General features: G+C 52.3%; 20 protein-coding genes and 1 pseudogene. 12 read left to right on the top strand and 9 right to left on the bottom strand.

Features of this window, described 5'->3' with window-relative positions:
- The first annotated feature begins 130 nt into the window (after nucleotides 1-130).
- Both ABHF33_RS05010 and ABHF33_RS05015 read left to right on the top strand, forming a co-directional pair.
- Entirely contained in the window at nucleotides 131-1,276 is a 1,146-nt protein-coding gene (locus ABHF33_RS05010; protein WP_348945919.1) for an alpha/beta fold hydrolase, read from the top strand.
- Nucleotides 1,277-1,328: 52 nt separating this feature from the next.
- Nucleotides 1,329-2,159 (top strand): MipA/OmpV family protein, encoded by an 831-nt coding sequence (locus ABHF33_RS05015; protein ID WP_348945920.1) that lies wholly within the window; start codon nucleotides 1,329-1,331, stop codon nucleotides 2,157-2,159.
- 168 nt (nucleotides 2,160-2,327) lie between these two features.
- Here ABHF33_RS05015 and ABHF33_RS05020 read toward each other — a convergent pair whose 3' ends face one another.
- Nucleotides 2,328-3,587: an acyltransferase family protein gene (locus ABHF33_RS05020; RefSeq protein ID WP_348945921.1), complete on the bottom strand. Its 1,260-nt coding sequence runs from the start codon at nucleotides 3,585-3,587 to the stop codon at nucleotides 2,328-2,330.
- On the bottom strand, nucleotides 3,584-4,333 hold the full coding sequence (locus ABHF33_RS05025; protein WP_348945922.1) for a carbohydrate binding domain-containing protein: 750 nt from the start codon (nucleotides 4,331-4,333) through the stop codon (nucleotides 3,584-3,586). The genes ABHF33_RS05020 and ABHF33_RS05025 overlap by 4 nt, the downstream gene beginning before the upstream one ends.
- Before the next feature lie 140 nt (nucleotides 4,334-4,473).
- Here ABHF33_RS05025 and ABHF33_RS05030 point away from each other — a divergent pair, with 140 nt between their 5' ends.
- From ABHF33_RS05030 to ABHF33_RS05040, 3 genes are all read left to right on the top strand, one after another.
- Nucleotides 4,474-4,737, top strand: coding sequence for a hypothetical protein (locus tag ABHF33_RS05030; protein ID WP_348945923.1), 264 nt, complete (start codon nucleotides 4,474-4,476; stop codon nucleotides 4,735-4,737).
- 331 nt (nucleotides 4,738-5,068) lie between these two features.
- Nucleotides 5,069-7,054: a site-specific recombinase gene (locus ABHF33_RS05035; protein WP_348945924.1), complete on the top strand. Its 1,986-nt coding sequence runs from the start codon at nucleotides 5,069-5,071 to the stop codon at nucleotides 7,052-7,054.
- Nucleotides 7,047-7,640, top strand: coding sequence for a 2OG-Fe(II) oxygenase (locus ABHF33_RS05040; protein WP_348945925.1), 594 nt, complete (start codon nucleotides 7,047-7,049; stop codon nucleotides 7,638-7,640). The genes ABHF33_RS05035 and ABHF33_RS05040 overlap by 8 nt, the downstream gene beginning before the upstream one ends.
- Nucleotides 7,641-7,699: 59 nt before the next feature.
- Here the strand turns inward: ABHF33_RS05040 and ABHF33_RS05045 are convergent, their stop codons facing one another.
- Together ABHF33_RS05045 and ABHF33_RS05050 are read right to left on the bottom strand one after the other, a co-directional pair.
- Nucleotides 7,700-8,341 (bottom strand): nitroreductase family protein, encoded by a 642-nt coding sequence (locus ABHF33_RS05045; RefSeq protein ID WP_348945926.1) that lies wholly within the window; start codon nucleotides 8,339-8,341, stop codon nucleotides 7,700-7,702.
- A 3-nt stretch (nucleotides 8,342-8,344) separates the two neighbouring features.
- A complete protein-coding gene (locus tag ABHF33_RS05050) occupies nucleotides 8,345-9,223 on the bottom strand; it encodes an EamA family transporter (RefSeq protein ID WP_348945927.1) in 879 nt (292 codons plus the stop codon).
- Between the two features lie 77 nt (nucleotides 9,224-9,300).
- Here ABHF33_RS05050 and ABHF33_RS05055 point away from each other — a divergent pair, with 77 nt between their 5' ends.
- From ABHF33_RS05055 to ABHF33_RS05065, 3 genes are all read left to right on the top strand, one after another.
- Nucleotides 9,301-9,828 (top strand): MarR family winged helix-turn-helix transcriptional regulator, encoded by a 528-nt coding sequence (locus tag ABHF33_RS05055; protein ID WP_348945928.1) that lies wholly within the window; start codon nucleotides 9,301-9,303, stop codon nucleotides 9,826-9,828.
- A gap of 252 nt (nucleotides 9,829-10,080) precedes the next feature.
- Nucleotides 10,081-11,457: a diguanylate cyclase domain-containing protein gene (locus tag ABHF33_RS05060; protein ID WP_348945929.1), complete on the top strand. Its 1,377-nt coding sequence runs from the start codon at nucleotides 10,081-10,083 to the stop codon at nucleotides 11,455-11,457.
- Between the two features lie 85 nt (nucleotides 11,458-11,542).
- Nucleotides 11,543-12,040: a glycine zipper domain-containing protein gene (locus tag ABHF33_RS05065; protein WP_348945930.1), complete on the top strand. Its 498-nt coding sequence runs from the start codon at nucleotides 11,543-11,545 to the stop codon at nucleotides 12,038-12,040.
- On the opposite strand, the pseudogene ABHF33_RS05070 reads toward ABHF33_RS05065, so the two are convergent.
- The 5 genes and pseudogenes from ABHF33_RS05070 to ABHF33_RS05090 form a co-directional block, all read right to left on the bottom strand.
- Nucleotides 12,037-12,381, bottom strand: a pseudogene (locus ABHF33_RS05070) (methylenetetrahydrofolate reductase); the annotation flags it as partial. The gene ABHF33_RS05065 and the pseudogene ABHF33_RS05070 overlap by 4 nt on opposite strands.
- 16 nt (nucleotides 12,382-12,397) lie before the next feature.
- Nucleotides 12,398-13,195, bottom strand: a complete 798-nt coding sequence (locus tag ABHF33_RS05075; protein ID WP_348945931.1) for a sulfite exporter TauE/SafE family protein — start codon at nucleotides 13,193-13,195, stop codon at nucleotides 12,398-12,400.
- A gap of 24 nt (nucleotides 13,196-13,219) precedes the next feature.
- Complete coding sequence (locus ABHF33_RS05080; protein WP_348945932.1) at nucleotides 13,220-13,681, bottom strand: flavin reductase; 462 nt, start codon at nucleotides 13,679-13,681, stop codon at nucleotides 13,220-13,222.
- Between the two features lie 283 nt (nucleotides 13,682-13,964).
- Nucleotides 13,965-14,993 (bottom strand): methionine synthase, encoded by a 1,029-nt coding sequence (locus tag ABHF33_RS05085; protein WP_348945933.1) that lies wholly within the window; start codon nucleotides 14,991-14,993, stop codon nucleotides 13,965-13,967.
- 28 nt (nucleotides 14,994-15,021) lie between these two features.
- On the bottom strand, nucleotides 15,022-16,005 hold the full coding sequence (locus ABHF33_RS05090) for a DUF1852 domain-containing protein (protein WP_348945934.1): 984 nt from the start codon (nucleotides 16,003-16,005) through the stop codon (nucleotides 15,022-15,024).
- A gap of 1,027 nt (nucleotides 16,006-17,032) precedes the next feature.
- Between ABHF33_RS05090 and ABHF33_RS05095 the strand changes: the two genes are divergently transcribed.
- From ABHF33_RS05095 to ABHF33_RS05110, 4 genes are all read left to right on the top strand, one after another.
- Nucleotides 17,033-18,679 (top strand): chitinase, encoded by a 1,647-nt coding sequence (locus ABHF33_RS05095; RefSeq protein WP_348945935.1) that lies wholly within the window; start codon nucleotides 17,033-17,035, stop codon nucleotides 18,677-18,679.
- A 188-nt stretch (nucleotides 18,680-18,867) separates the two neighbouring features.
- Nucleotides 18,868-19,272: a DUF2946 family protein gene (locus ABHF33_RS05100; protein ID WP_348945936.1), complete on the top strand. Its 405-nt coding sequence runs from the start codon at nucleotides 18,868-18,870 to the stop codon at nucleotides 19,270-19,272.
- Between the two features lie 184 nt (nucleotides 19,273-19,456).
- Complete coding sequence (locus ABHF33_RS05105; protein WP_348945937.1) at nucleotides 19,457-19,924, top strand: copper chaperone PCu(A)C; 468 nt, start codon at nucleotides 19,457-19,459, stop codon at nucleotides 19,922-19,924.
- A 14-nt stretch (nucleotides 19,925-19,938) separates the two neighbouring features.
- Nucleotides 19,939-20,418 carry a copper uptake system-associated protein gene (locus ABHF33_RS05110; protein WP_348945938.1) on the top strand — a complete coding sequence of 160 codons (480 nt, stop codon included), beginning with the start codon at nucleotides 19,939-19,941 and terminating at the stop codon, nucleotides 20,416-20,418.
- The last annotated feature ends 26 nt before the right edge of the window (nucleotides 20,419-20,444 follow it).

Consider the following 20,444-nt stretch of genomic DNA (forward strand, 5'->3'; position numbering starts at 1 on the left):
GTGCTCTTCAGGTTTGAAAACACCGAATCAGGATGCCCCAGGATAAGCTGCTCGACGCTATAGCTCCTTAAGCTTGCATTAAGGAATACATCAAGATAATGGCATGGTCACCACTTTCAGGAAGTTTGCCATGCCCATCTCTAGCCGCTTTGCCCACTGCCTTATCTACAGCTCGCTTATTTGCGCACTGAGCGCCTGCGGCGGTGGTGCATACCGCGATCCGACAATCGACTGCCTGAAGAAAAATCCTAAGGCCTCGCTTGATGAATTGAAAAAATGCACTACCGACACCAAGACAACACCGAAACCAAGCCCGGCTGCCACCGCTACACCTGCGCCAAGCCCAACGAGCACAGGAGCGCCAAACAATATCCGGCTTAGCCCGCCAAAGCAGGGCTTACTCTCGATTGGCAACAATATCAATCTGGAATATCTGGATTTTGGCGGCAAAGGCGAGCCGGTGATATTACTGGCCGGGGGTGGCAATACCGCTTATATATACACCCGTTTTGCCCCCATGCTCAGCGATCAGTACCGGGTGATTGCTTTAAGTCGCCGTGGTTATGGCGCGTCCAGCCAACCCAGCACCGGCTACGATACGGCCACGCTGAGCAATGACCTGCACGCGGCCATCAACGCACTGGGATTGAATCGCGTCACGCTCATCGGCCATTCAATTGCTGGCGATGAAATGACCCGCTTTGCTGCGCTTCATCCAGAGCGCGTCTCACGACTGGTTTATCTGGATGCCGCCTATGATCGCACCGCCATGCTCCCGGTACTGCTTGAAAAAATGCCAGCCATAGCCGAACCAGAGCCTACAGCGACGCAAGTTGCATCGATTAGCGGATTGCAGAATTACCGTCAGCAAACACGTGGGGTACGCTGGCCGGAGGAGGAAATTCGCGCACTGGTGAAAACCACCCCTCAAGGCGAGATTACCGAACAGGTCACACCGGAGCACATTGAGGTGCAGCTGATCACCGGTGTGATTGCGCCCGATTACAGCAAGGTCAAAGCACCTGCACTGGCCATTTATGCCCAGCCGCAAAAGCCCAGTGACGTTTTTCCCTGGCTTAAACCCACCGATAGCCAATGGCTAATTGCGCAAACTGCCATAAACCAGACTCTGCTGCCCGCTTATCAACAGCAACGCGATTTATTTGCCAGAACCATGGCCAAGCAGCAAACGCTGGTGCTGCCCGGTGCGAACCACTATGTATTTATCTCGCATCAGGACGAAGTACTCAGGGCGATTCGGGCATTTATGCAATAAGCCCTGCGGGTTAATCAGCCCCAGCAAAGAATAACCTCCAAGGAAGTCCATCATGCTTAAACCATTGATTTTATCTGTATGTATTCTGAGCCCGATCAGTTTTGCCAGCGAGCTCACGCTAGGCTCGGGCACCGAGCAAGGTCTGTCGCGCCTGCAAAGCCTGTGGGCCGAGGCCAGCGAGGGCGACAACTGGCAGCTCGCTGCCGGTCTGGGCGTGGCCTATGCGCCCGAAGTGCTGGGTGGCAAGAAATATAAAGCCAGCCCAATGGCCAGCCTGGAAGTCGCACATCGCTCGGGCTTTTTTATCAGTAGTAGCAATGGCATAGGCTGGAGCTACACCGACAATCCGGCTTGGCAAGCCGCCGTTTTTCTGGGGCAAAGCGCCTCACGTGATGAGAAAGACAAGCTCACCGACAAAATCACTTTCAAAGGCATGGGCAAGATTAGTTCCGCGCTGCAAGCTGGCGCGTCGGTCAATTACACCCTGGGAGATGTCGAGCTTTCCAGCGTGATCACAACGGGCTTATCGGAGAAAAATCGCGGTGTGCAACTAACGCTGGGTGCCGATTACACCGCATACGCCAGCGAGCAATTTGCCTTGACGCTGAACAGCGCACTCACCGCCAGCAATGGCAAATATCAGCAGCGCTGGTACGGGGTAACAGCCCAACAAGCCAAAAACAGCCGCTTTAAAGCGTATCAGGCGGGCAGCGGCCTGACTTTGGCCAGCGTGGGCATCACGGGCATTGTACCGATCAACAAAGAATTGCGGCTAATCAGCAATGTGACATACAACCAGCTACTGGGCGATGCCGCCGATAGCCCATTGGTAAAATCAAAAGGCAGCGGCGCATTTTCCACATACCTGCAATACACCTGGTGAGCCGCAGCTCAATGATATCGTGACGCTGGCGAGAAAATTCCACGTTAAAAAGGCCGCGAATGCGGCCTTTTTAACATCAGAATGGCGTCTTGATTTTCAAAGATTCCAACAGCCAAGGTATGCAATCCCCTGCAGGACTTACGCGCACTATCCAGCAAAATACACTGACTATGTATTGCCTTTTAGCTCAATACTGGAGCGATCTTCAGCCATATACCCTGCCATTTTGTCTTTCAGCCTGATCCAGCAGCCTTTCACGCCATATTGCAGCAATGGCCGCTCGAAGCAGTAGGTAATCAAGCTGGCGACGATGATGGAGGCGATGAAAGCGATGAAAAACATCGTCCAGCGCCAGGTAGGATCGTCAGTTGGCGTAGGCGTGGCGGCGGTCCACCAGCCGTGTTCTTTGATCACGCGGGCGATAACTTGGTGCCAGATATACAGGTTGTACGAAATCAGCGATAAAAAGGTCAGCGCGCGATTGGCGAGGATGGTGCGGCAAACCGCGTGCGCGTACGTGGCCGCGACGGTGAACGCGATCAGTACAAAGCAAAAAAACAGCCGATGTTGCGATTGCCAGATCGGATAAGAATCGGGTTCGAAACGCACCTGATATAGATCATTGAACAGCAGCAGCATCGTCAGCAGCGCGAGCGCAACGATCACACCCATGCCTGATTTCACTGCGCTAAGCACACTCGTACCTTGTTCTCGCACCCAAACCAGCAAATATGCCGTCAGCATGCCGCCGCCAAATAGATCAAGAAAGCCCGGCAGCTGATTATTCAGATTAATAAACTCACCCACCGGCAAGGTGCGCGTCCAGTGGCGATAAATCAGCGCCACGGCGCACATCAGCGCGAACACCAGCCACGGTTTACGGCGAAAGCCCCATGCGAGTAGCGGGAAGATCACATAAAACTGCACCTCGACGCCCAGCGACCAGAACACGCCATTAATGCTGCCGTGCGTGTCGGGGAACAGATTATGCACAAAGCCCAGGTGCATCAAAATATCGGTCCAATAGCCACGCTGCGCGCTGGTGGGGTACATCTCGGGCAGCAGCACCAGCAGCAAAAGCATCGCCAGCCAGTACGAGGGCAAAATCTTAATCGCGCGCCGATAGGTGTAGTGGGTAATGCTCGGCAAACTGCCCTTGCCCAGCATCACTTTGGCGTGCGGATACGCCAGACAGAATGCACTGAGAAAGAAAAACAATTCAACACCCAGTGCGCCAGCGTACTGGATCATCTCGAAATTGATCCGCCCTTCGGTGAACGGCAGCGGAATCACCCACCAGGTGATTTGCCAGTAGTGAAACAGCACCACCAGCAAAATCGCCAAGCCGCGCAAGCCATCAACAATCGCGATATGCTGCGCCGCGCTCGTTGGCGCGTGCGGGTTTTCTAAGGTTGGCGCGCTCATCATGCGGCATCCTTCGCGCCATCTTTGACGACGACATTCCGGCGCATCAGCAGCATAGCCAAACCCATGCCGATCACCGACAGCACCAGCGTCGATCCCACCAGCATCAGCCACGGCGCGGCTTTGCCTTGCGCGGCGGGGCTGAGTGCGGCAGTTACATTCTCGGTTTTGGCTTGCGAGCGCGGCATTTCGAGCACTTTGGCACCGGCCGGAATCTCGGTAACCTTCTCCAGACTCACCGCATCAAACCACGCCTCGCCCTGATTTTCATTGCCAAAATGCCCCAGCCCGAGCAAGAGCTGGAGTTCCTGCGCATCGTTCGATTTGATATACACCTGACGCAGCTGCCAGTCGGCATCGGTACGCACCGTTTCGCTCACATCGTAGACGCCTTCAACACCGATCACGGCTGCGAGTTTGTCAGCATTTGCGCCGCGCGCTTTGACTTTGGCCTGAAATAAATATGTCTGATTGGGCTCAACGGCGATGGTTTTATTCACCCGCACATGGTTGGGCTTGCTGCTGCTTAAATGCAGCACCTGCTTGCCATCGGCAGCGGCGGCCGCTTCCAGCGTGGCTTTGGAAATATTGGGCTGCCAGGCCATGAAGCTCCAGTCATTCGGCAGCGCCGTGCCAGTTTCAAATGATTCATTGACGAAGAACTGATCAACTGATGATTGCGCCGCTTGGGCGTGAGAAGCTGACGCGGCCAAGCTAAGACTGGCTGCCAGTAAAACTGTACGTAACATTTTTAAACTCCATCCATGGTGGCTCTAACGGCCTTGCGGGTAGCCCGCTGGTATCAGTCTGCCAATGTACCAAAGCCGCGCCCACTAAGCACCAACCTTGTCAGACTTGATGTAGACAGGTATCAGGTATAATCGGCGCAATGCAATGTCGATCACACTGTGGTGCCTGCTGCACCGCCCCATCCATTTCCAGCCCGACCCCCAAACACCCGCATGGCAAAGCGGCGGGGCTGCCCTGCCTGCATTTAATGGACGATTTAAGGTGCGAATTATTCGGGCAAGCCAGCCGACCCGCCGTCTGCGGCGGGCTGCAACCTTCGATGGAAATGTGCGGAGAAAATCGTGAACAGGCGATGTTTTATTTGACGCAACTTGAAGTGGCAACGGCACCACACATTGTCTGAGCGGCAAAAGGCGCATCATGACGATAAGAACAAAATTCAGCCGAATATTTTTAAAATGTATCGCGGTAATCTGTTTTGTGTTTACGCTGCTATCGGGATACCTGCTTTTTTATCAATATGCTCAAGGTGGACATGTATTTTTTCGGGTATGTCGCAGCAATAACAATGATTGCTTGGCGCTCGACGCCACAATTGTAGCGACGATATGTATCGGATCTTTTTTACTGAGCGTGGCTCTATTCTTTTTCAGCCGTAGAAAAACAAATTGAACCTAACTTTCTGCAGAAACCAAATCCAATTTGGTAATGCCCGATCAGAGAGGATATAAGCAATGGAACAACTGCTGCGCGAGATGCAAAACAGCAAGACCGATCAGGATTCACTGGGCAAACTCACTGCGCTGGTCAATGCACTGCGCCCAGCTAGGGCGGATGATCAGGTGACGGCGGTGAATAATATTCGCGCGCTGTGTTATCTGCTGGAACAAAATCCTGAATACCGGGCTTCTTTGCGTCGTGAGTTTTTCTCGCTACTCGACAATACCCGGCAGGTAAATCTGTATACCGAGACGGGCATCTTGCTCAACGAGAGCATGATGACGGCGGTGAAGCGCCGCATTGGTGCCAAGCTGTTGCCTCCCACCATCAATGAAGAGCATTTCAGTGATTTACTGGGGGTAATCTTCCACAAGCCAAATGATTACTTGTGGCTGGACGCACTCCCCCAGGAGGTATGGTATGAAATCGGCCAGGCACTACATATGCACGAGCTGCAGGAAAACGAAGTTCCGCCGCATATCCGCCTGCAGCAGCTGGAAGCCATCCAGGTTTTGTCGTGCCGGATTTCGGCCATTGGCCTGGAGCCGGAAATCATCCGCAATCACCCGGATGTTGAGCGCTTCGAGTCGCCCTTTGTGCGCCTGAATGCCGAAGTGCTCAATTACATCGAGCAATACCGCCACGATCTCACCGCGCGCCGAGCGCCGGACGAAGACCACAGCCATTTACTGGTATTGCTGGAACAGTGCGAAGCGATCATGGGCAAGGTGTGGAAATACGCGTCCAAAAACGGCGCATCGGTCAGCCTGACTTATCATTTATTGCGCTTAAAGCAGCATATCGACCGCATGAAGCTGCTATTCGAGCTGGTCGACCCCAAAGGCGAGCAGGCCGACGCGCTGATTCGCCTGTTCAAGGCACTGGTCACGGCAGAAAACCGCAAAAACAGCGTGCGCGATGTATTTAGCGAAAATACCGAGCTGCTGGCGCTGCAGATTACCGAACACGCCAGCCATACCGGCGAGCACTACACCAGCGAATCGCGCCGCGAATGGCTGGATATGTTCCGCTCAGCCGCTGGTGCCGGGGTGGTGGTCGGCTTTATGGCGCTGATTAAAATCCTGATCAGCAAGGCGCATCTGCCGCTGCTGCTCGAAGCATTTGCCTTCAGCCTGAATTACGCCATCGGCTTTATGCTGATTCACATCATGCATTGCACCATTGCCACCAAGCAGCCCGCAATGACTGCTGCCCGCATTGCCGCCGCCCTGCCCGCACCGGGTAGCAAGGAAGGCTATGGCACGCTGGTCGAGCTGATCGTCAAAGTGGTACGCACGCAGTTTATTGCCATTCTGGGCAATGTGTTGCTGGCCATGCCGGTGGCGCTGGCGATTGCCTGGCTGTGGTGGGATAGCCTGGGCAGCCATGTGGTCGGCCCCGAAAAAGCTGCGCATCTGATGCATGATCTGATGCCGATTTCCGGCATGGGCGTGCCGCATGCGGCGATTGCCGGTGTCTGCCTGTTTATGGCCGGGCTGATTTCGGGCTACTACGACAATAAGGCGCTGTATAACAAGATTCCGCAGCGCATTGCCGCCCTGCCACTACTGCGCAAAACCATTGGCGATTATCGTAGCCAGCGGCTGGCACAGTATATCGAGCACAATCTGGGCGCGCTGGCGGGGAATTTCTATTTCGGCTTTATGCTCGGCTGCATTGGCACGGTAGGGATTTTGCTAGGCCTGCCGATTGATATTCGCCACATTACTTTCTCGGCGGCCAATTTCTCCTTTGTGCTGGCGGCCAATGATTTTTACCTGCCGATGTGGAGTGTGATCTGGGGCTTGCTCGGCGTGGCGCTGATCGGTACCACCAATCTGGTCACCAGCTTTGTACTGGCCCTGTGGGTGGCGCTGCGCTCGCGCAAACGCCGCCTGGGTGAATTGCAACCCGTACTCGGCCTGCTGTGGAAACGGTTCTGGCAGCGTCCGGTCGATTTTTTTATTGCGCCCAAACAGGTAGACAAAGTCAATGAGTGAAGCGGTATACACCTCGATCTGCGATGCGCTGGCCGAGCAGGGCTGGATCATTGTGCCCGATTTTCTTGATGCCCAAACGGTGAGCGAGCTGCATCAGCTGGCGCAGCAAAGACGTGAGGCTTTTCACCGCGCTGGCGTTGGCCGCGAGGCAGCGCATCAGGTGCGCAATGATATTCGCGGCGATTCGGTGCTGTGGATTGAAGATCACGATGAAGCCATGCAGCAAGCCAATGCACGCATGGCCCAATTGCAGCAGCACCTCAATCGCGAGCTGTTTCTGGGCCTGGCCGAGCTGGAATGGCATTTTGCCCACTATCCGGTGGGCGCGTTTTACCAGCGTCATCTGGATCAGCACCGCGCGCAGGACACACGCGTGGTGACCGTGGTGCAATACCTCAATCCGGATTGGCACACCGACGATGGCGGCCAGCTGCGGCTGTACCTGAATGACGGCGAGCAGCTGGACGTCACCCCCTACGGCGGCACGCTGGCGGTGTTTATGTCGGATCGGTTCGAGCATGAAGTGCTACCAGCTCGGCGTGATCGCTATTCACTCACCGGCTGGTATCGCCGCCGCGCACTCTAAGCAGGCCAGCCACCCGAGGGTGGCTGAATATATATTTCAGGCATTACTCCAACCAATCCTCAAACCACAGTCAACACCTGCTGTAGCGGCTTGCGGGGCTTTTGCGCCCAGTTGCTCGCCAGCGGGCGGCCGACGGTGACCAGCATGACCGGAATCAGCTCGTCGCCAAGTGCAAATTCCTCAATCAGCGCGTCGTGATCAAATCCTGTCATCGGGCAGCTGCCCAGCCCCATGCCTTCGGCGGCCAGCATTAGCGTCATTGCGGCTAAGGATGCCGAACGGATGGCCTCGTCGCGCTGCGCTTGCGGCTGCTCGTGCTGGGTGGCGCTGGCTATGGCCACCCAGCTATCGGCCAGTGCAGCCGGAATAGCCCCCTGCTCCACCGAGCCTGCCAGCACGCTGGCCAGCGCCTGATACCCATTGCGCACCCCGCACACAATAAATGTCACCGCTGCGTCGGCCACTTTTTGCTGGCCAAAACTCAGTTGCTGCAAGCGCTGCTTGTGCGGCTGGCTGCGCACGGCGATAAATTGCCAGTTTTGCAAATTAAACGCGCTGGGCGAGCGTGTAGCCAGATCGACCAGCATTTCAATCTGCTGATCGTCCAGCTGGCACTGCGGGTCAAAATGATTGATCGAACGGCGCGCCTCGATCAGTTGATGGATAGGATGTGGGTTGGGATGTGGGATGAAATATGACATGGTTTATTTCTCCTGAAGGGATGAAGGAACGGGCCGCGCAAACCACTGCACCGCCATGACACTGGCAAAAACAATCAACAAACCGGCGAGCGACAGCGGGCTCATTGCCTCGCCCAGCAGCCACCAGCCCAACACCACTGCCGACAGCGGGCTAAGCAGACCCAGCGCAGACACCGCCACAGCCGATAGCGAGCGCATGCCGCGAAACCACAGCACATAGGCAATCAACGCGCCAAAAATACATAGGTAGGCATAAGCCAGCAGCTGGCTGGGCCTTAAAGCTGGCAGTGGCGCATCCAGCCACAGCATGGCCGGCAAGAGCAGCACCCCGCCCAGTAAGAGCTGCCACCCCGTGAGCGCCAGCACCGGCAGAGGCAAAGCCCAGCGCCGGGTTAAATAGGTACCCGTCGCCATACACGCCGCTCCTGCCAATGCCGCCAGTACACCGGATATGCTCCAGCTGCTATCGGGAGCCAGTAGCAAAGCGCTCATGCCCAGCACGCCCATCAGGCAGGCGCACACCAGCCAGAATGCAGGTTTGATTTTTTCCAACATCCAGATCAGCGCCAGAATCAGCAAAGGCTGAATCGCGCCGATCACCGCCGCTAGACCGCCGGGCAGCTGATAAGCCGCAATAAACAGCAGCGATTGAAACAGGCTGATATTCAGCAGCGACAGCAGCAATACCTTGCTCCACTGACCTGCAGCTGGGCGCTGCCATTGCAGCGCCAGCAAAATCAGCCCGGCGGGCAACACACGGATTAGCGCCGCCGTAAACGGCCGATCGGGCGGCAAGAGCTGGGAAGTCACGATATAGCTGGAACCCCAGATCAGCGGAGCCAGCGCGGTGAGCAGTAAATGAGGGTTTAACAAAGCGCGCATGATTTTGTCTCGCATTCAAGATATAATCACTCTACGGGCAATTTATCTCGAATGCAAGATATATTGAGGGAATAAAAATGAAAGAAGCAGCACAGACAGCAGCAATAGGGCCAGCCGACTTTGTCGATGGCGTTCTAGCGCAGTGGCAACAGGAAAAACCGGCACTCGACACGCGCGCCATGGGTACGGCAGGCCGGCTTAAACGCAGTGCAGCCTTGATGCAGCGGCAAATGGATCAGCTCTTTGCGCGATATGATTTAAGCAGCTGGGAGTTTGACGTACTGGCCACGCTGCGCCGCGCTGGCGCGCCATATTGCCTGGCACCCACCGCGCTGTTTTCGGCACTGATGCTGGCCTCGGGTACGATGACCCGGCAATTGCAACAGCTGGAAAACCGGGGCCTGGTCTGCCGCATAGCCAATCCGCAAGATGCCCGCAGCCTGCTGGTGCAGCTGAGCGAGAACGGCCTGACGCTGATTGATGAAGCCATCGAAGCGCACACCCGCAATCTGCAGCACATCCTGTCGCCACTATCCGATGCGCAGCGCACAGCACTCGATCAAGGCCTGTCTGCCCTGCTGCCGATGCTGGAGCAGACATCGTAGTGCGCTAGGGATTCTCCTTCGTCCGGCCACAATTAATGTGCGTCTACCACGACATGGCGCAACTTAAGTTTTGCAGCCAATAGGCGGCAGAGAGACAATCTGGCCACAATCGAAGCTAGCAGATACGCAGACTTGGCTTAAGATGAATCCTGCAATCGTTTCAAGCCATGGACTCATCACGCCGGTGGCACGATTCACTACTCTGTATCCAACATTGAAAGCCGGTGGCGGTTTATTTTTGGAAGCCATTTCATGAAGATGGAAGTCAAACATTATTCGCTGCTGGCCAGCATACTGAACCAGCTGCTGGATGCCATTTGCGTGGTTGATGAGCATGGTCGCGTCATATATGTCAGCGCGGGTTGCGAGCGGGTTTTTGGCTATACGCAGGCCGAAATGATCGGGCGCGAAATGATCAGCCTGGTTGCCCCCGAAGACCGTGAACGCACGCTGGCCGAAGCTGGCAACGTCATGTCCGGACGGCCATGGGTTGGCTTTGAAAACCGCTACATCCATAAAAACGGCCATCTGGTGGACATCATGTGGTCGGCGATGTGGTCAGAGACCGAGCGCGTGCGCATTGCGGTGGCTAGGGATGTCACTGTCCGCAAACGGGCCCAGTCCATGCAGGCGGCAATGTATGCAATTGCCCAGCTGGTCATCGAAGCCGACGATCTGCCAGCTCTGTATCGACAAACCCATCAGATCATTGGCCAGCTGCTGCCTGCTACGGCTTTCACCGTTGCCATCCGGCCCGGCCAGGACGCAAGACTAGTTTTTCCCTACCCGCAGGCACTGGCCAATCAGCACGCAGCGGCGATGGGGCTGTCGGCCATGTTCGACCAGATTCTTGCCTCTGGCGAGCCCTTGCTGCTAAATGATGCGGCGCAATTGTCCTGCGCAATCCCGCATACCGATGGCCGCAGGCTGACCAGCTGGCTGGGGGTTCCTTTGAATGCCGGGCGCGGCGCCTTTGGTGTGCTGGCCTTGGGCAGCTATGAAGGCAGCGTGAGCTACGAGGCCCCAGATCTTGAATTATTGCAATTTGTTTCCGGCCAGATTGCTTCCGCCATCGAATACAAAACCCTGCAAGAACAGCTCAAACGAATGGCCTTGTACGATGATCTGACCCAGCTTCCCAACCGCGTGCTGCTGGCCGAGCGCATAGGCCATGCCATCGCCCGTGCTGAGCGCGAACACCACCCTTTCTCCTTGCTGTTTATGGATCTGAATGGTTTTAAGGCCATCAACGATTGCTACGGGCATGCTGCCGGAGATGGTCTTTTGCAAGAAGTAGCCCGGCGGCTGTGCGCCGGAGTCCGCCAGATGGATATGGTTGCCCGCCTGAGTGGCGATGAATTTGTGATTTTGCTGGACAACGCCAATGCCACGATCGCGCAAGCGGTGGCCGATAAGCTGGTCGCGCAGATCAACGCGCCCGTGCAAGTGGGCAGTCACACAATCCGTGTAGCTGCCAGCGTCGGGCTTAGCTGCTACCCGGCTGACGGACTGACTGAACAGCAATTGCTAAGCTGTGCCGACCTGCGAATGTACACGGCCAAGCGTCTTATGAAACAGTCTAACGCAGACGAGGCACTCGAAGCACAGCGGTTTTCCCAGCACAACTAAGGCTTGGCAGAATGCACAGTGTCATCATCCGCTTGAAAGCGTAGAATAGTTTTTATTCTTTCAACGACAGATCAAGGAGCTTGCCATGCGCACTCGACACTATTTGCTCGGCGCCCTGCTCGCCCTCTGCACGGTACTGACAGGCTGCATCACTGCCGATTCAGCCAATGTATACAAGAAAAACGAAATGAAACAGCTGGCCACTGCACGCGCTGGCGTGATCGAGAATGTGCGCGATGTGCAGATCGACGATAGCAGCACCGGCATCGGCTCGATTGTGGGCGCGGTGATTGGCGGTGTGGGCGCTTCGTCCAATATCGGCAAGGGCAGCGGTACGGTGATTAGTGGCACAATCGGCGCTTTGCTCGGCGGCTTGCTGGGCAACCAGATTGAAAAAAACATCATGCGCAAACCGGCCAAAGAGCTGACCATCCATATGCACGATAATGGCGAGCGGCTGGTGGTGATTCAGGATGCAGATCTGGCCCTGAGTGTGGGTCAGCAGGTTGATGTGATCAGCGATGGCCAGAGCGCCCGCATCGTGCCCAGCAACCGCGCGGCACCGATGAAGAAAACGCTTTAAACCAGCTCAAGGGTATTGCTCTGCAGGACAATCTGGCCTTGACCTACAGCGCCATACCCCAAGCGCTGACATATTGTCGACACGGCTGATGCCGAGTTCAGCGTGTAAAAATGCAAGCCCGGTGCGCCGTTGGCCAGCAAGCGCTCGGCCAGCTCGGTGACCACATCAAGGCCAAAGGCGCGAATCGACGCGCTATCATCACCCAGTCCCTGCAGGCGCAAGCGGCGCGGGATTTCGTAATCGCCGATCTTGTTGACCTTGTTAACAAAGTGCACCACGGCGGCCGCAGCACTGAGCAACTGCGGGTGAAATTCTAGATAGGCTGCCACCCTGATATGAAATCAGTCAGTTAATTAATTACAACCCTTCAAAGATGAAGTAACAGCCAACAGTGCTTAATAAGCATGCAAAACACTTCTTCAACATTTGGGGTGATAGTGAATGTGCTACTTTAGCGCCTAACTTTGCAGTAAAAAAGCTCATTGAGCTTATGCCAATAAAAGCATAAACATGAACATAACCAAGGCTGTTTGCAACTAAAGCTCTGTCATTTACGCCAAAAAATACAAAGCCGATTGCACCAGCAACTGCAATTGGCAATCCGCATGCTGCTGATGTCCCAACCGCTTTTTGCATAACCACACCATAATAATTAAGATATGGCACTGTTAAACTGCCTCCGCCAATTCCAAAAACTGCGGATGCAACGCCTATCCCTGCACCTGCACATATTTGTTTAGTCGTTGATGGAAGTACTTTACCCTGATCAACTGCCTTTTTTGCACCAACAAACATTTTATATGCCACCCAAATTGCAAATGAGCCAATAATGAGCTGCAACTTGGCACTAGATAATAATCCTGCAATACCGGCCCCCAAAAAAGACCCGACTGCTAATCCGGGTGCTAGTTTCTTGAATACAGGCCACAGTACGGCCTCATTGCTATGATGGGCCAGCAATGAGCTGATCGATGTCACAATAATAGTCGCTAATGATGTACCTAAAGCTAAGTGCATTACGATTTCAGGGTCATAAGCCATTTGGGTAAAAACCCCATACAAGAGCGGTACGATGATAAGTCCACCACCAACGCCAAAAAGCCCAGCAGCAAATCCTGCCAACACGCCGATTAGAATAAATATTATTAATTCCACAACTAAACCCGAAAAAAATTTGCTTTAAGCGACTTTCGACTGCCCAACATAATTATAGGTACGATTAAAATAAACCAAACCTTGATCATGTTGACTTTGTTGAATAGCTATAACACGACAAATAAAAATAGCGTGAGTACCTACTTCTTGAACTTGTTCAATTTCGCAATCAAAACTCACTAAAGCATCCTCTAGCACCGGTGCGCCAGTCTCCAGCTCTGTCCATACGCCAAAATCAAACCGTTCTTCTGGGCTTATTTTTGATGAAAATGCCTTTGAAATATATTGATGATGCGCCCCTAAGACATTTACTGCTAAAATTTTATTTTCTAAAAAATGTGCATGTGAATTTGAAGATCTATTCATACAGACTAGCAATGTTGGCGGTGAATCGGTAACACTACATACTGCAGATGCAGTAAACCCATAAGAACCAGAATCCCCTGCCGTAGTCACAACACTGACCGCACTGGTCAACAGAGACATTGCGCTTCTAAATTCAGTCGATCCTATCACCATTTAATCCTCAAGCGAACCACAATTTTAATACTCATCAATTCAGCATTACTTAAAAATATCAGCATACCAAGCAAAGAAATTAAACCAATATATTATTTTCTACCAAATGGAAAACTATTGACCTGACCATAAAAAATAATATCAACATAACATGGGAAAGCCATGTCGAGTTTTCCAATTCTACAGGAGCCGTCAATCTAGCCCCTGTAAAACTTAATTACTTCTGTTGTGGAAATTTAATTGATTAGCATTATGCCAACAATTCATTGCGAACGATTGCAGCACCAGCGCTTAAAGCATTAAGTTTGCCTCTTGCTACTTGACGAGACAAAGGTGCCATGCCGCAGTTGGTGCAAGGATAGAGTTTGTCGCTATCGACAAACTGAAGTGCCTTTCTGAGTGTATTAGCGACTTCCTCTGGAGTTTCAATGGTATTGCTTGCCACATCAATAGCGCCGACCATCACTTTCTTGCCCCGAATAAGCTCAATCAAATCCATTGGAACTCGGGAGTTGTGACATTCCAGTGAGATAATATCAATATTTGACTTTTGCAGTTTGGGAAAAGCTTCTTCATACTGCCGCCACTCTGATCCCAAAGTCTTTTTCCAATCAGTATTGGCTTTGATACCGTAACCATAACAGATATGAACAGCCGTTTCACACTTTAGCCCCTCTATTGCTCTTTCTAAGGTGGCAACCCCCCAATCATTTACTTCATCAAAAAAGACATTAAATGCAGGCTCATCAAACTGAATAATATCAACACCAGCCGCCTCTAGTTCTTTGGCTTCTTGATTCAGAATTTTAGCGAATTCCCATGCAAGTTTTTCCCGGCTTTTATAGTGGCCATCATAAAGAGTATCAATCATCGTCATGGGCCCTGGTAATGCCCATTTAATTGCTTGATTCGTTTGCTGACGTAAAAATTTGGCATATTCAACAAAAACAGGTTTCTGACGAGAGACCGCACCAACGACGGTAGGTACACTTGCATCGTAACGATCACGAATTCGAACGGTCTCGCGTTTTTCAAAATCCACACCGTTAAGGTGCTCAATAAATGTGGTAACAAAATGCTGACGAGTTTGTTCGCCATCACTGACAATATCAATACCTGCTTGTTGTTGCTCTTGCAATGACAAACGTAAAGCGTCGTGTTTCCCCTCAATTAATTCATCACCTTGCAATTTCCAAGGCGACCACAATTTCTCTGGTTCTGCAAGCCAAGAAGGCTTGGGTAAACTACCTGCTGTTGAGGTTGGTAACAATTTTTTCATAATCAGTTATCTTTTATATTTTTGTTAATTAACAAATGTAATTTGCAGCCCATTGCGCAAGAGTTGCCTGGTAAGGCTTGATGAAGTGCTCTTCAACAAATTTTCCTTGCTCAACGGCCAGACGGGCACGTTCTTCGCGATCATACATAATTCGAGTTAATGAATAATCTTCGTGTTCCAAGCTAGGTTGATAAGCTTTTCCAGCTACTGAATTCGCATTGTAAATTTCTGGACGATAAATTTTCTGAAATGTTTCCATTGTGCTAATGGTACTCATAAGCTCAAGATCAGTGTAATCACTAAGCAAATCACCTGAGAAATAAAAAGCCAATGGAGCAACACTATTTGCAGGCATGAAATAGCGAACTTTCAAACCCATTTTTTTGAAATACTCATCAGTCAAAGAATAATCGTCTTGCAGATATTCAATACCCAGTACAGGATGCCGATTCGCAGTCTGCTGATAGGTTTTACTGCTTGACACACTCAGACATATAACAGGCTGCTTATTAAAATAATCTTTGTATACATTCGAATTTACAAAACTCTTGAACAGCTTTCCATGCAATTCACCATAATTATCCGGAATGCTAAACTTAGCCCTCCCCTTATTATGATCTTGCAGCAATATGCTAAAATCATAATCTCGAACGTAAGATGAGAAATTATTTCCTAAAACACCTTCAATACGTTCGTTTGTTTTTCGATCAACAATACTTGTTTTTAGCATTTCGATCAAAGGGAGAGCATTTGCGCTGCTTTCAACATCAACATTCATCTCAACAGAAATAATTTCAAGCTCGACAGAATAACGATCACCTTTAGGATTATCCCAATTCGCCAGAGCATTAAAACGATTGTCAATCATCCTTAAAGTATTGCGCAAATTTTCTTGGCGACGCTCCCCCCTTGCCAAGTTAGCAAAATTGGTTGTAATGCGTGTATTGTCTGCTGGACGGTAGTTCTCATCAAAACAGATACTTTTAATAAAAAATGTAAAATCTTTGCTCATTGTAGTTTGGCGTCCTTATTATGAATAACACACTAATCTATTGCTTGCTCTTTCTGAAATTGCTAAGTTTCGGACGCTCTAATACAGTTTGTTTCCAGCTTTTCTGATTTACAGCTTATGGTGTAATTAGGGATAAGCTGCAATATTTTTATCGTTGAGCACACCGAAAGCTCATTTTGGAAATAGTGCCATTGAATATCAGTCCGCCACGAAAATTTCATCCACAGAAGAGGTATTGCGAGATTTTCGTTTTAAGCATGGTGCAATTTATACCCTAACCGCAGCATGAACAAAAATGATAAAATATAACGACAACGTGAATATTATTCATGCAAGCCACTACTGAAGCATTTGGACCAGACCTTGTTTCGCACCATGCGTTCGCCATCAACATGGTCGTAGACCCTATGTTTGAAAAATTGCCGATTGGAAACCATTGAGTGAAGGACGAGTTTTCTGTCGAAGCAGGGGTTTTCCGAGGAAGCAGTTTTCATCGTGCTGGAGCCGGAAGCGCCGCAAACATTAGGTCATTTGCTCAGAGCGCGCGCGTCACCCAAGCACCACGCTTGGACTTGATCGCTAGGGCTGTTGGTGTTTGGTTTGCAGAGTGCGTTTGTGTTGGTCTTGAGCCGAGACCAGGGTCTGTTTTTTATAAGGATCATCCACCGCCGCATAACCACGCGATGCAAGGTTTCAGCCACAGCTAGGTCAGCTCAGAAGCTGCCTCTTACAGGCGAACAGGAGGAATTAGAAACTGACTGGGCGTAACTGCTAAGGCATGGCGATCACTTCTCGATTCACAAACATGAATAACATCATCATTAAACATAATTAATGATGAAGTATATTCATTCAATACCCACATTAGTCATGTGGTTGTAAGCAGAAATTGTATTTTGCAACAAGCACTTGCCACAAGATTGCCTCATGAACCCGAATCACTTAGTATCAACTGGCCGAGAAAATTTGGCACCCATAGCGGCCACAGAATAGCCGCATACCGATAATAACTGGATGGAGACGTAAAATGACTCAACGCACCCTGATGCGTCGTACCCGTATTGCTGCAATCATTGGCGGGCTGATGCTCGCCGCCAGCGTCAGCGCGGCCACCTGGCAGGAAGGCAGCACGTATGCTGCAGGAACGGTGGTGGATTACAACGGCAAAACCTATAGCGCGCTAGTCACTCACACCGCCTACGCAGGCGCTAACTGGAACCCGGCCAGCACCCCAACACTATGGAAAGAAACCGGCACCAGCAATAGCACAGCCACTCCAGCACCAACCGCAACCCCCGTGCCCACCGCAGTACCAACCCCGCACGATAATGCACCAACCCAGCCACCCGCCACGGCAACACCAGCACCAACTGCCACGCCTATTTCTGGCGTCAGCGCCTGGAGCAGCTCTGCGGTGTACACCGGCGGCCAGCGCGTGAGCTACAACGGCGCAGTGTACGAAGCCAAATGGTGGACCCAAAACAACGCACCGGGTGCCGATCAATGGGGCCCGTGGAAACTGGTAAGCGGCACAGCAGCGACACCAACGCCAACCGCCGTACCTACCCCAACATCAGTACCAACAGCATCACCTATCCCGACCGTTTCTCCAGTACCAACCGCCACGCCAGTGGTCACTGCCACACCAACGCCAGCACCAACGGCAACGCCTTGCGCCAGCAATTGCCCAACGCTGCCCAAACACGCTGTCGTGGGCTACTGGCATAACTTTGAAAATGGCTCTGGCGTGATTCGCATCAAAGACGTACCGGATGAATACGACATCATCAATGTGTCTTTTGTGGAAGGCGATCCTTGGACCAAGGGCAAAGCCACGTTCGTGCTGGACAAAGCATTTAACGAAGCTGAATTCATTGCCGACATCAAGGAAAAACAAGCCAAAGGCAAGATTGTACAAGTCTCGCTCGGCGGCGCTAACGGCACGATCGTGATCGACAGCCCGGCTGCACGTGAGGTGTTTATCCAGAGTCTGGGTGACATCGTTGCCAAATACGGCTTTAATGGCGTGGATATCGATATTGAAAACAATCTGTCGATTGCCGCTGGCGAAGACTTCCGCAATCCAACCACCCCGCAAGTCGTGAATCTGGTTGCCGGTGTGAAAGCGCTGAAAAAACGCTTTGGCCCAGGCTTTACGCTGACGATGGCACCAGAAACCGCCTATGTGCAGGGTGGTTTTGGCGTATCTGGCGGTATCTGGGGTGGTTACCTAGGCATTATCCACGGCCTGCGTGACGAGCTGAACCTGCTGCATGTTCAGCATTACAACTCGGGCGGTATTACCGGCAAGGACGACAAAACCTACACCCAGGGTACAGTTGACTTCCAAGTCGCGATGACGGACATGCTGTTGACCGGCTTCAATGTGGGCCGTGACCCGAACAAGTTCTTCCCGCCGCTGCGCCCGGATCAAGTGGGTATTGGTCTGCCTTCGATTCCTGCTGCGGCACCTTCGGGCGGCTATATGAATAACGCCGAAGTGCAAAAAGCGCTCGACTGCTTGATGAAGCTGCAAAACTGCGGCAGCTACAAGCCAGCCGCAGCGCAGCCAGATCTGCGCGGAGTGATGACCTGGTCGATCAACTGGGACAAAACCAATGGCTACAATTTTGCCAAAGGTCACAAAGCCTACCTCAATACTTATCCGAAATAAGCCTGATTCGGTTTAAGGATTAAGCTTGATCCATTGGCATCTGCGTTCTGCGTAGCGCAGGTGCCAATTTTGTTCCCGAACAAAATCTTTGCCAGACCGGAACGCTAAATTAGCACTGAATTTCGCCAGATTCGGTTAGAATCTGTGCAGTTTTCCCCAACACCCTGACTGGGTTCACGATTTTAAGCATGCAGCTAAGGCATTTTCATCGGCAAGGCACACTCTGGCTAGCGCTACTGGCGCTGGTGATGTACCTATTGCTGCCGTTTGCCCACGCCTACACCATGCAGAGCGATCCGCTGGCCGCACTCAATCAGCTCTGTAGCACCAGCAGCAGTAAAATCACCGCCAGCACGCCAGCCAATCTCCAAACCAATAGCAGTACGGATTCCCCGTCAGCACACGGCATGCCAGCTTGCCCAAGCTGTGCCGTTCAGGCGGGAAATCATCTGGCGCCACCACCGGCGCCGTCGGCCTTACCTTCAATTCGAGAGCACGTCAGCTCGCTCCGACTGACGCGGACTGAAGGTTTTTTTATACCGACCAGCATATATACCCTCCCCCCGAGTCACGCTCCACCGCAGCGTGGATAAGCCTTAGCGCAACATACCCCGCCTAATCAAGCGGACACAGCAGTTCATTTTGAATCGCCACCCAAGGCAACCTTAATAGCGCAGCCCAACCAGCTTTGCGCAGCGGATGCTTTTGCCGTCATCAGACCGCTCAAAGCAGGCTTCAGTGGCGATACGATTCGTATTCATTTTCAGGCTTTAAACCATGCTTAAACAATTCATGCTCGCCAGCGTATTGCTGGCCAGTGCCAGCCTGTCGCTGGCGCACGACTACACAATCGCCCACCTGAATATCCATCATCCCTGGGCGCGCACGACGGTCAACGCTGCTCGCAATGCGGGTGTGTTCATGCAAATCCGCAGCAAACAGGATGATCAATTATTACAAGCAAGTAGCGATCTGGCTGAACGCGTAGAAATTCACAGCATGAAAGTCGTCGATGGCATCATGCAAATGCGCCCACTGCCGCAGCTGGAGATCAAAGCCAATAGCGAAACCCATCTGGCACCCGGCGGCTATCACATCATGTTACTGGGTCTTAAACGAGCGCTACAGGAAGGCGAAAAATTCCCGCTGACGCTACACTTTGCCAAAGCAGGCCAAAGTGTCGTCGAAGTCAAAGTAGAACCCATCACTTATCAAGCATCGGGCAGCGCGCACGCTGGCCACTAAACAGGAGAAACACCATGCGCCAAACCTTCACCCGCCTGATCGCGACGCTACTGCTAGGCACACTGCTGGGCTTGAGCCCACTGGCTCTAGCCGATGATGCCGCTGAAATTACGCATGCCATGAAAGCGGCGTGGGATAAGCCGGAGCAGCCTCTGACCGTCAAGCCGGTGGTGATTGTGGATCAGATCGCCGTAGCGGGCTGGTTGCAGCAGGATCGGGGCGGTCGTGCCCTGCTCAAGAAAACCGCCCACGGTTGGCAAACGCAATTGTGCGCGGGTGAAATGACTTTCGCACTGCTGCATCAGGCTGGAGCCAGCCATGCCACAGCCAACAAACTGCTCAAAGCGCTATCCAGCGCCGAGCAGAGCACATTGAGCGCCAATGAGCGCAAGCAGCTCGATTCATTTAGCGGCGTGGTTAAAATGGATGGCAATGGCCACCACGGCCATCATGCTGAACATGGCCAACCATCGCACCAAAACCAGTCGCACTAAGAAGCAGTCACACGAATCAAACGTGT

The sequence above is a fragment of the Chitinibacter sp. FCG-7 genome, from assembly GCF_040047665.1.
GTDB lineage: Bacteria > Pseudomonadota > Gammaproteobacteria > Burkholderiales > Chitinibacteraceae > Chitinibacter > Chitinibacter mangrovi.

What these genes read in the sequence shown, in the direction of transcription:
- ABHF33_RS05110 (WP_348945938.1), top strand. Translation starts at nt 19,939, where the DNA reads ATGCGCCAAACCTTCACCCGCCTGATCGCGACGCTACTGCTAGGCACA.
- ABHF33_RS05095 (WP_348945935.1), top strand. Translation starts at nt 17,033, where the DNA reads ATGACTCAACGCACCCTGATGCGTCGTACCCGTATTGCTGCAATCATT.
- ABHF33_RS05080 (WP_348945932.1), bottom strand. Translation starts at nt 13,681, where the DNA reads ATGTCTCTGTTGACCAGTGCGGTCAGTGTTGTGACTACGGCAGGGGAT.
- ABHF33_RS05085 (WP_348945933.1), bottom strand. Translation starts at nt 14,993, where the DNA reads ATGAAAAAATTGTTACCAACCTCAACAGCAGGTAGTTTACCCAAGCCT.
- ABHF33_RS05040 (WP_348945925.1), top strand. Translation starts at nt 7,047, where the DNA reads ATGAGTGAAGCGGTATACACCTCGATCTGCGATGCGCTGGCCGAGCAG.
- ABHF33_RS05015 (WP_348945920.1), top strand. Translation starts at nt 1,329, where the DNA reads ATGCTTAAACCATTGATTTTATCTGTATGTATTCTGAGCCCGATCAGT.
- ABHF33_RS05065 (WP_348945930.1), top strand. Translation starts at nt 11,543, where the DNA reads ATGCGCACTCGACACTATTTGCTCGGCGCCCTGCTCGCCCTCTGCACG.
- ABHF33_RS05100 (WP_348945936.1), top strand. Translation starts at nt 18,868, where the DNA reads ATGCAGCTAAGGCATTTTCATCGGCAAGGCACACTCTGGCTAGCGCTA.
- ABHF33_RS05045 (WP_348945926.1), bottom strand. Translation starts at nt 8,341, where the DNA reads ATGTCATATTTCATCCCACATCCCAACCCACATCCTATCCATCAACTG.
- ABHF33_RS05035 (WP_348945924.1), top strand. Translation starts at nt 5,069, where the DNA reads ATGGAACAACTGCTGCGCGAGATGCAAAACAGCAAGACCGATCAGGAT.
- ABHF33_RS05025 (WP_348945922.1), bottom strand. Translation starts at nt 4,333, where the DNA reads ATGTTACGTACAGTTTTACTGGCAGCCAGTCTTAGCTTGGCCGCGTCA.
- ABHF33_RS05105 (WP_348945937.1), top strand. Translation starts at nt 19,457, where the DNA reads ATGCTTAAACAATTCATGCTCGCCAGCGTATTGCTGGCCAGTGCCAGC.
- ABHF33_RS05050 (WP_348945927.1), bottom strand. Translation starts at nt 9,223, where the DNA reads ATGCGCGCTTTGTTAAACCCTCATTTACTGCTCACCGCGCTGGCTCCG.
- ABHF33_RS05090 (WP_348945934.1), bottom strand. Translation starts at nt 16,005, where the DNA reads ATGAGCAAAGATTTTACATTTTTTATTAAAAGTATCTGTTTTGATGAG.
- ABHF33_RS05055 (WP_348945928.1), top strand. Translation starts at nt 9,301, where the DNA reads ATGAAAGAAGCAGCACAGACAGCAGCAATAGGGCCAGCCGACTTTGTC.
- ABHF33_RS05060 (WP_348945929.1), top strand. Translation starts at nt 10,081, where the DNA reads ATGAAGATGGAAGTCAAACATTATTCGCTGCTGGCCAGCATACTGAAC.
- ABHF33_RS05020 (WP_348945921.1), bottom strand. Translation starts at nt 3,587, where the DNA reads ATGATGAGCGCGCCAACCTTAGAAAACCCGCACGCGCCAACGAGCGCG.
- ABHF33_RS05030 (WP_348945923.1), top strand. Translation starts at nt 4,474, where the DNA reads ATGCAATGTCGATCACACTGTGGTGCCTGCTGCACCGCCCCATCCATT.
- ABHF33_RS05010 (WP_348945919.1), top strand. Translation starts at nt 131, where the DNA reads ATGCCCATCTCTAGCCGCTTTGCCCACTGCCTTATCTACAGCTCGCTT.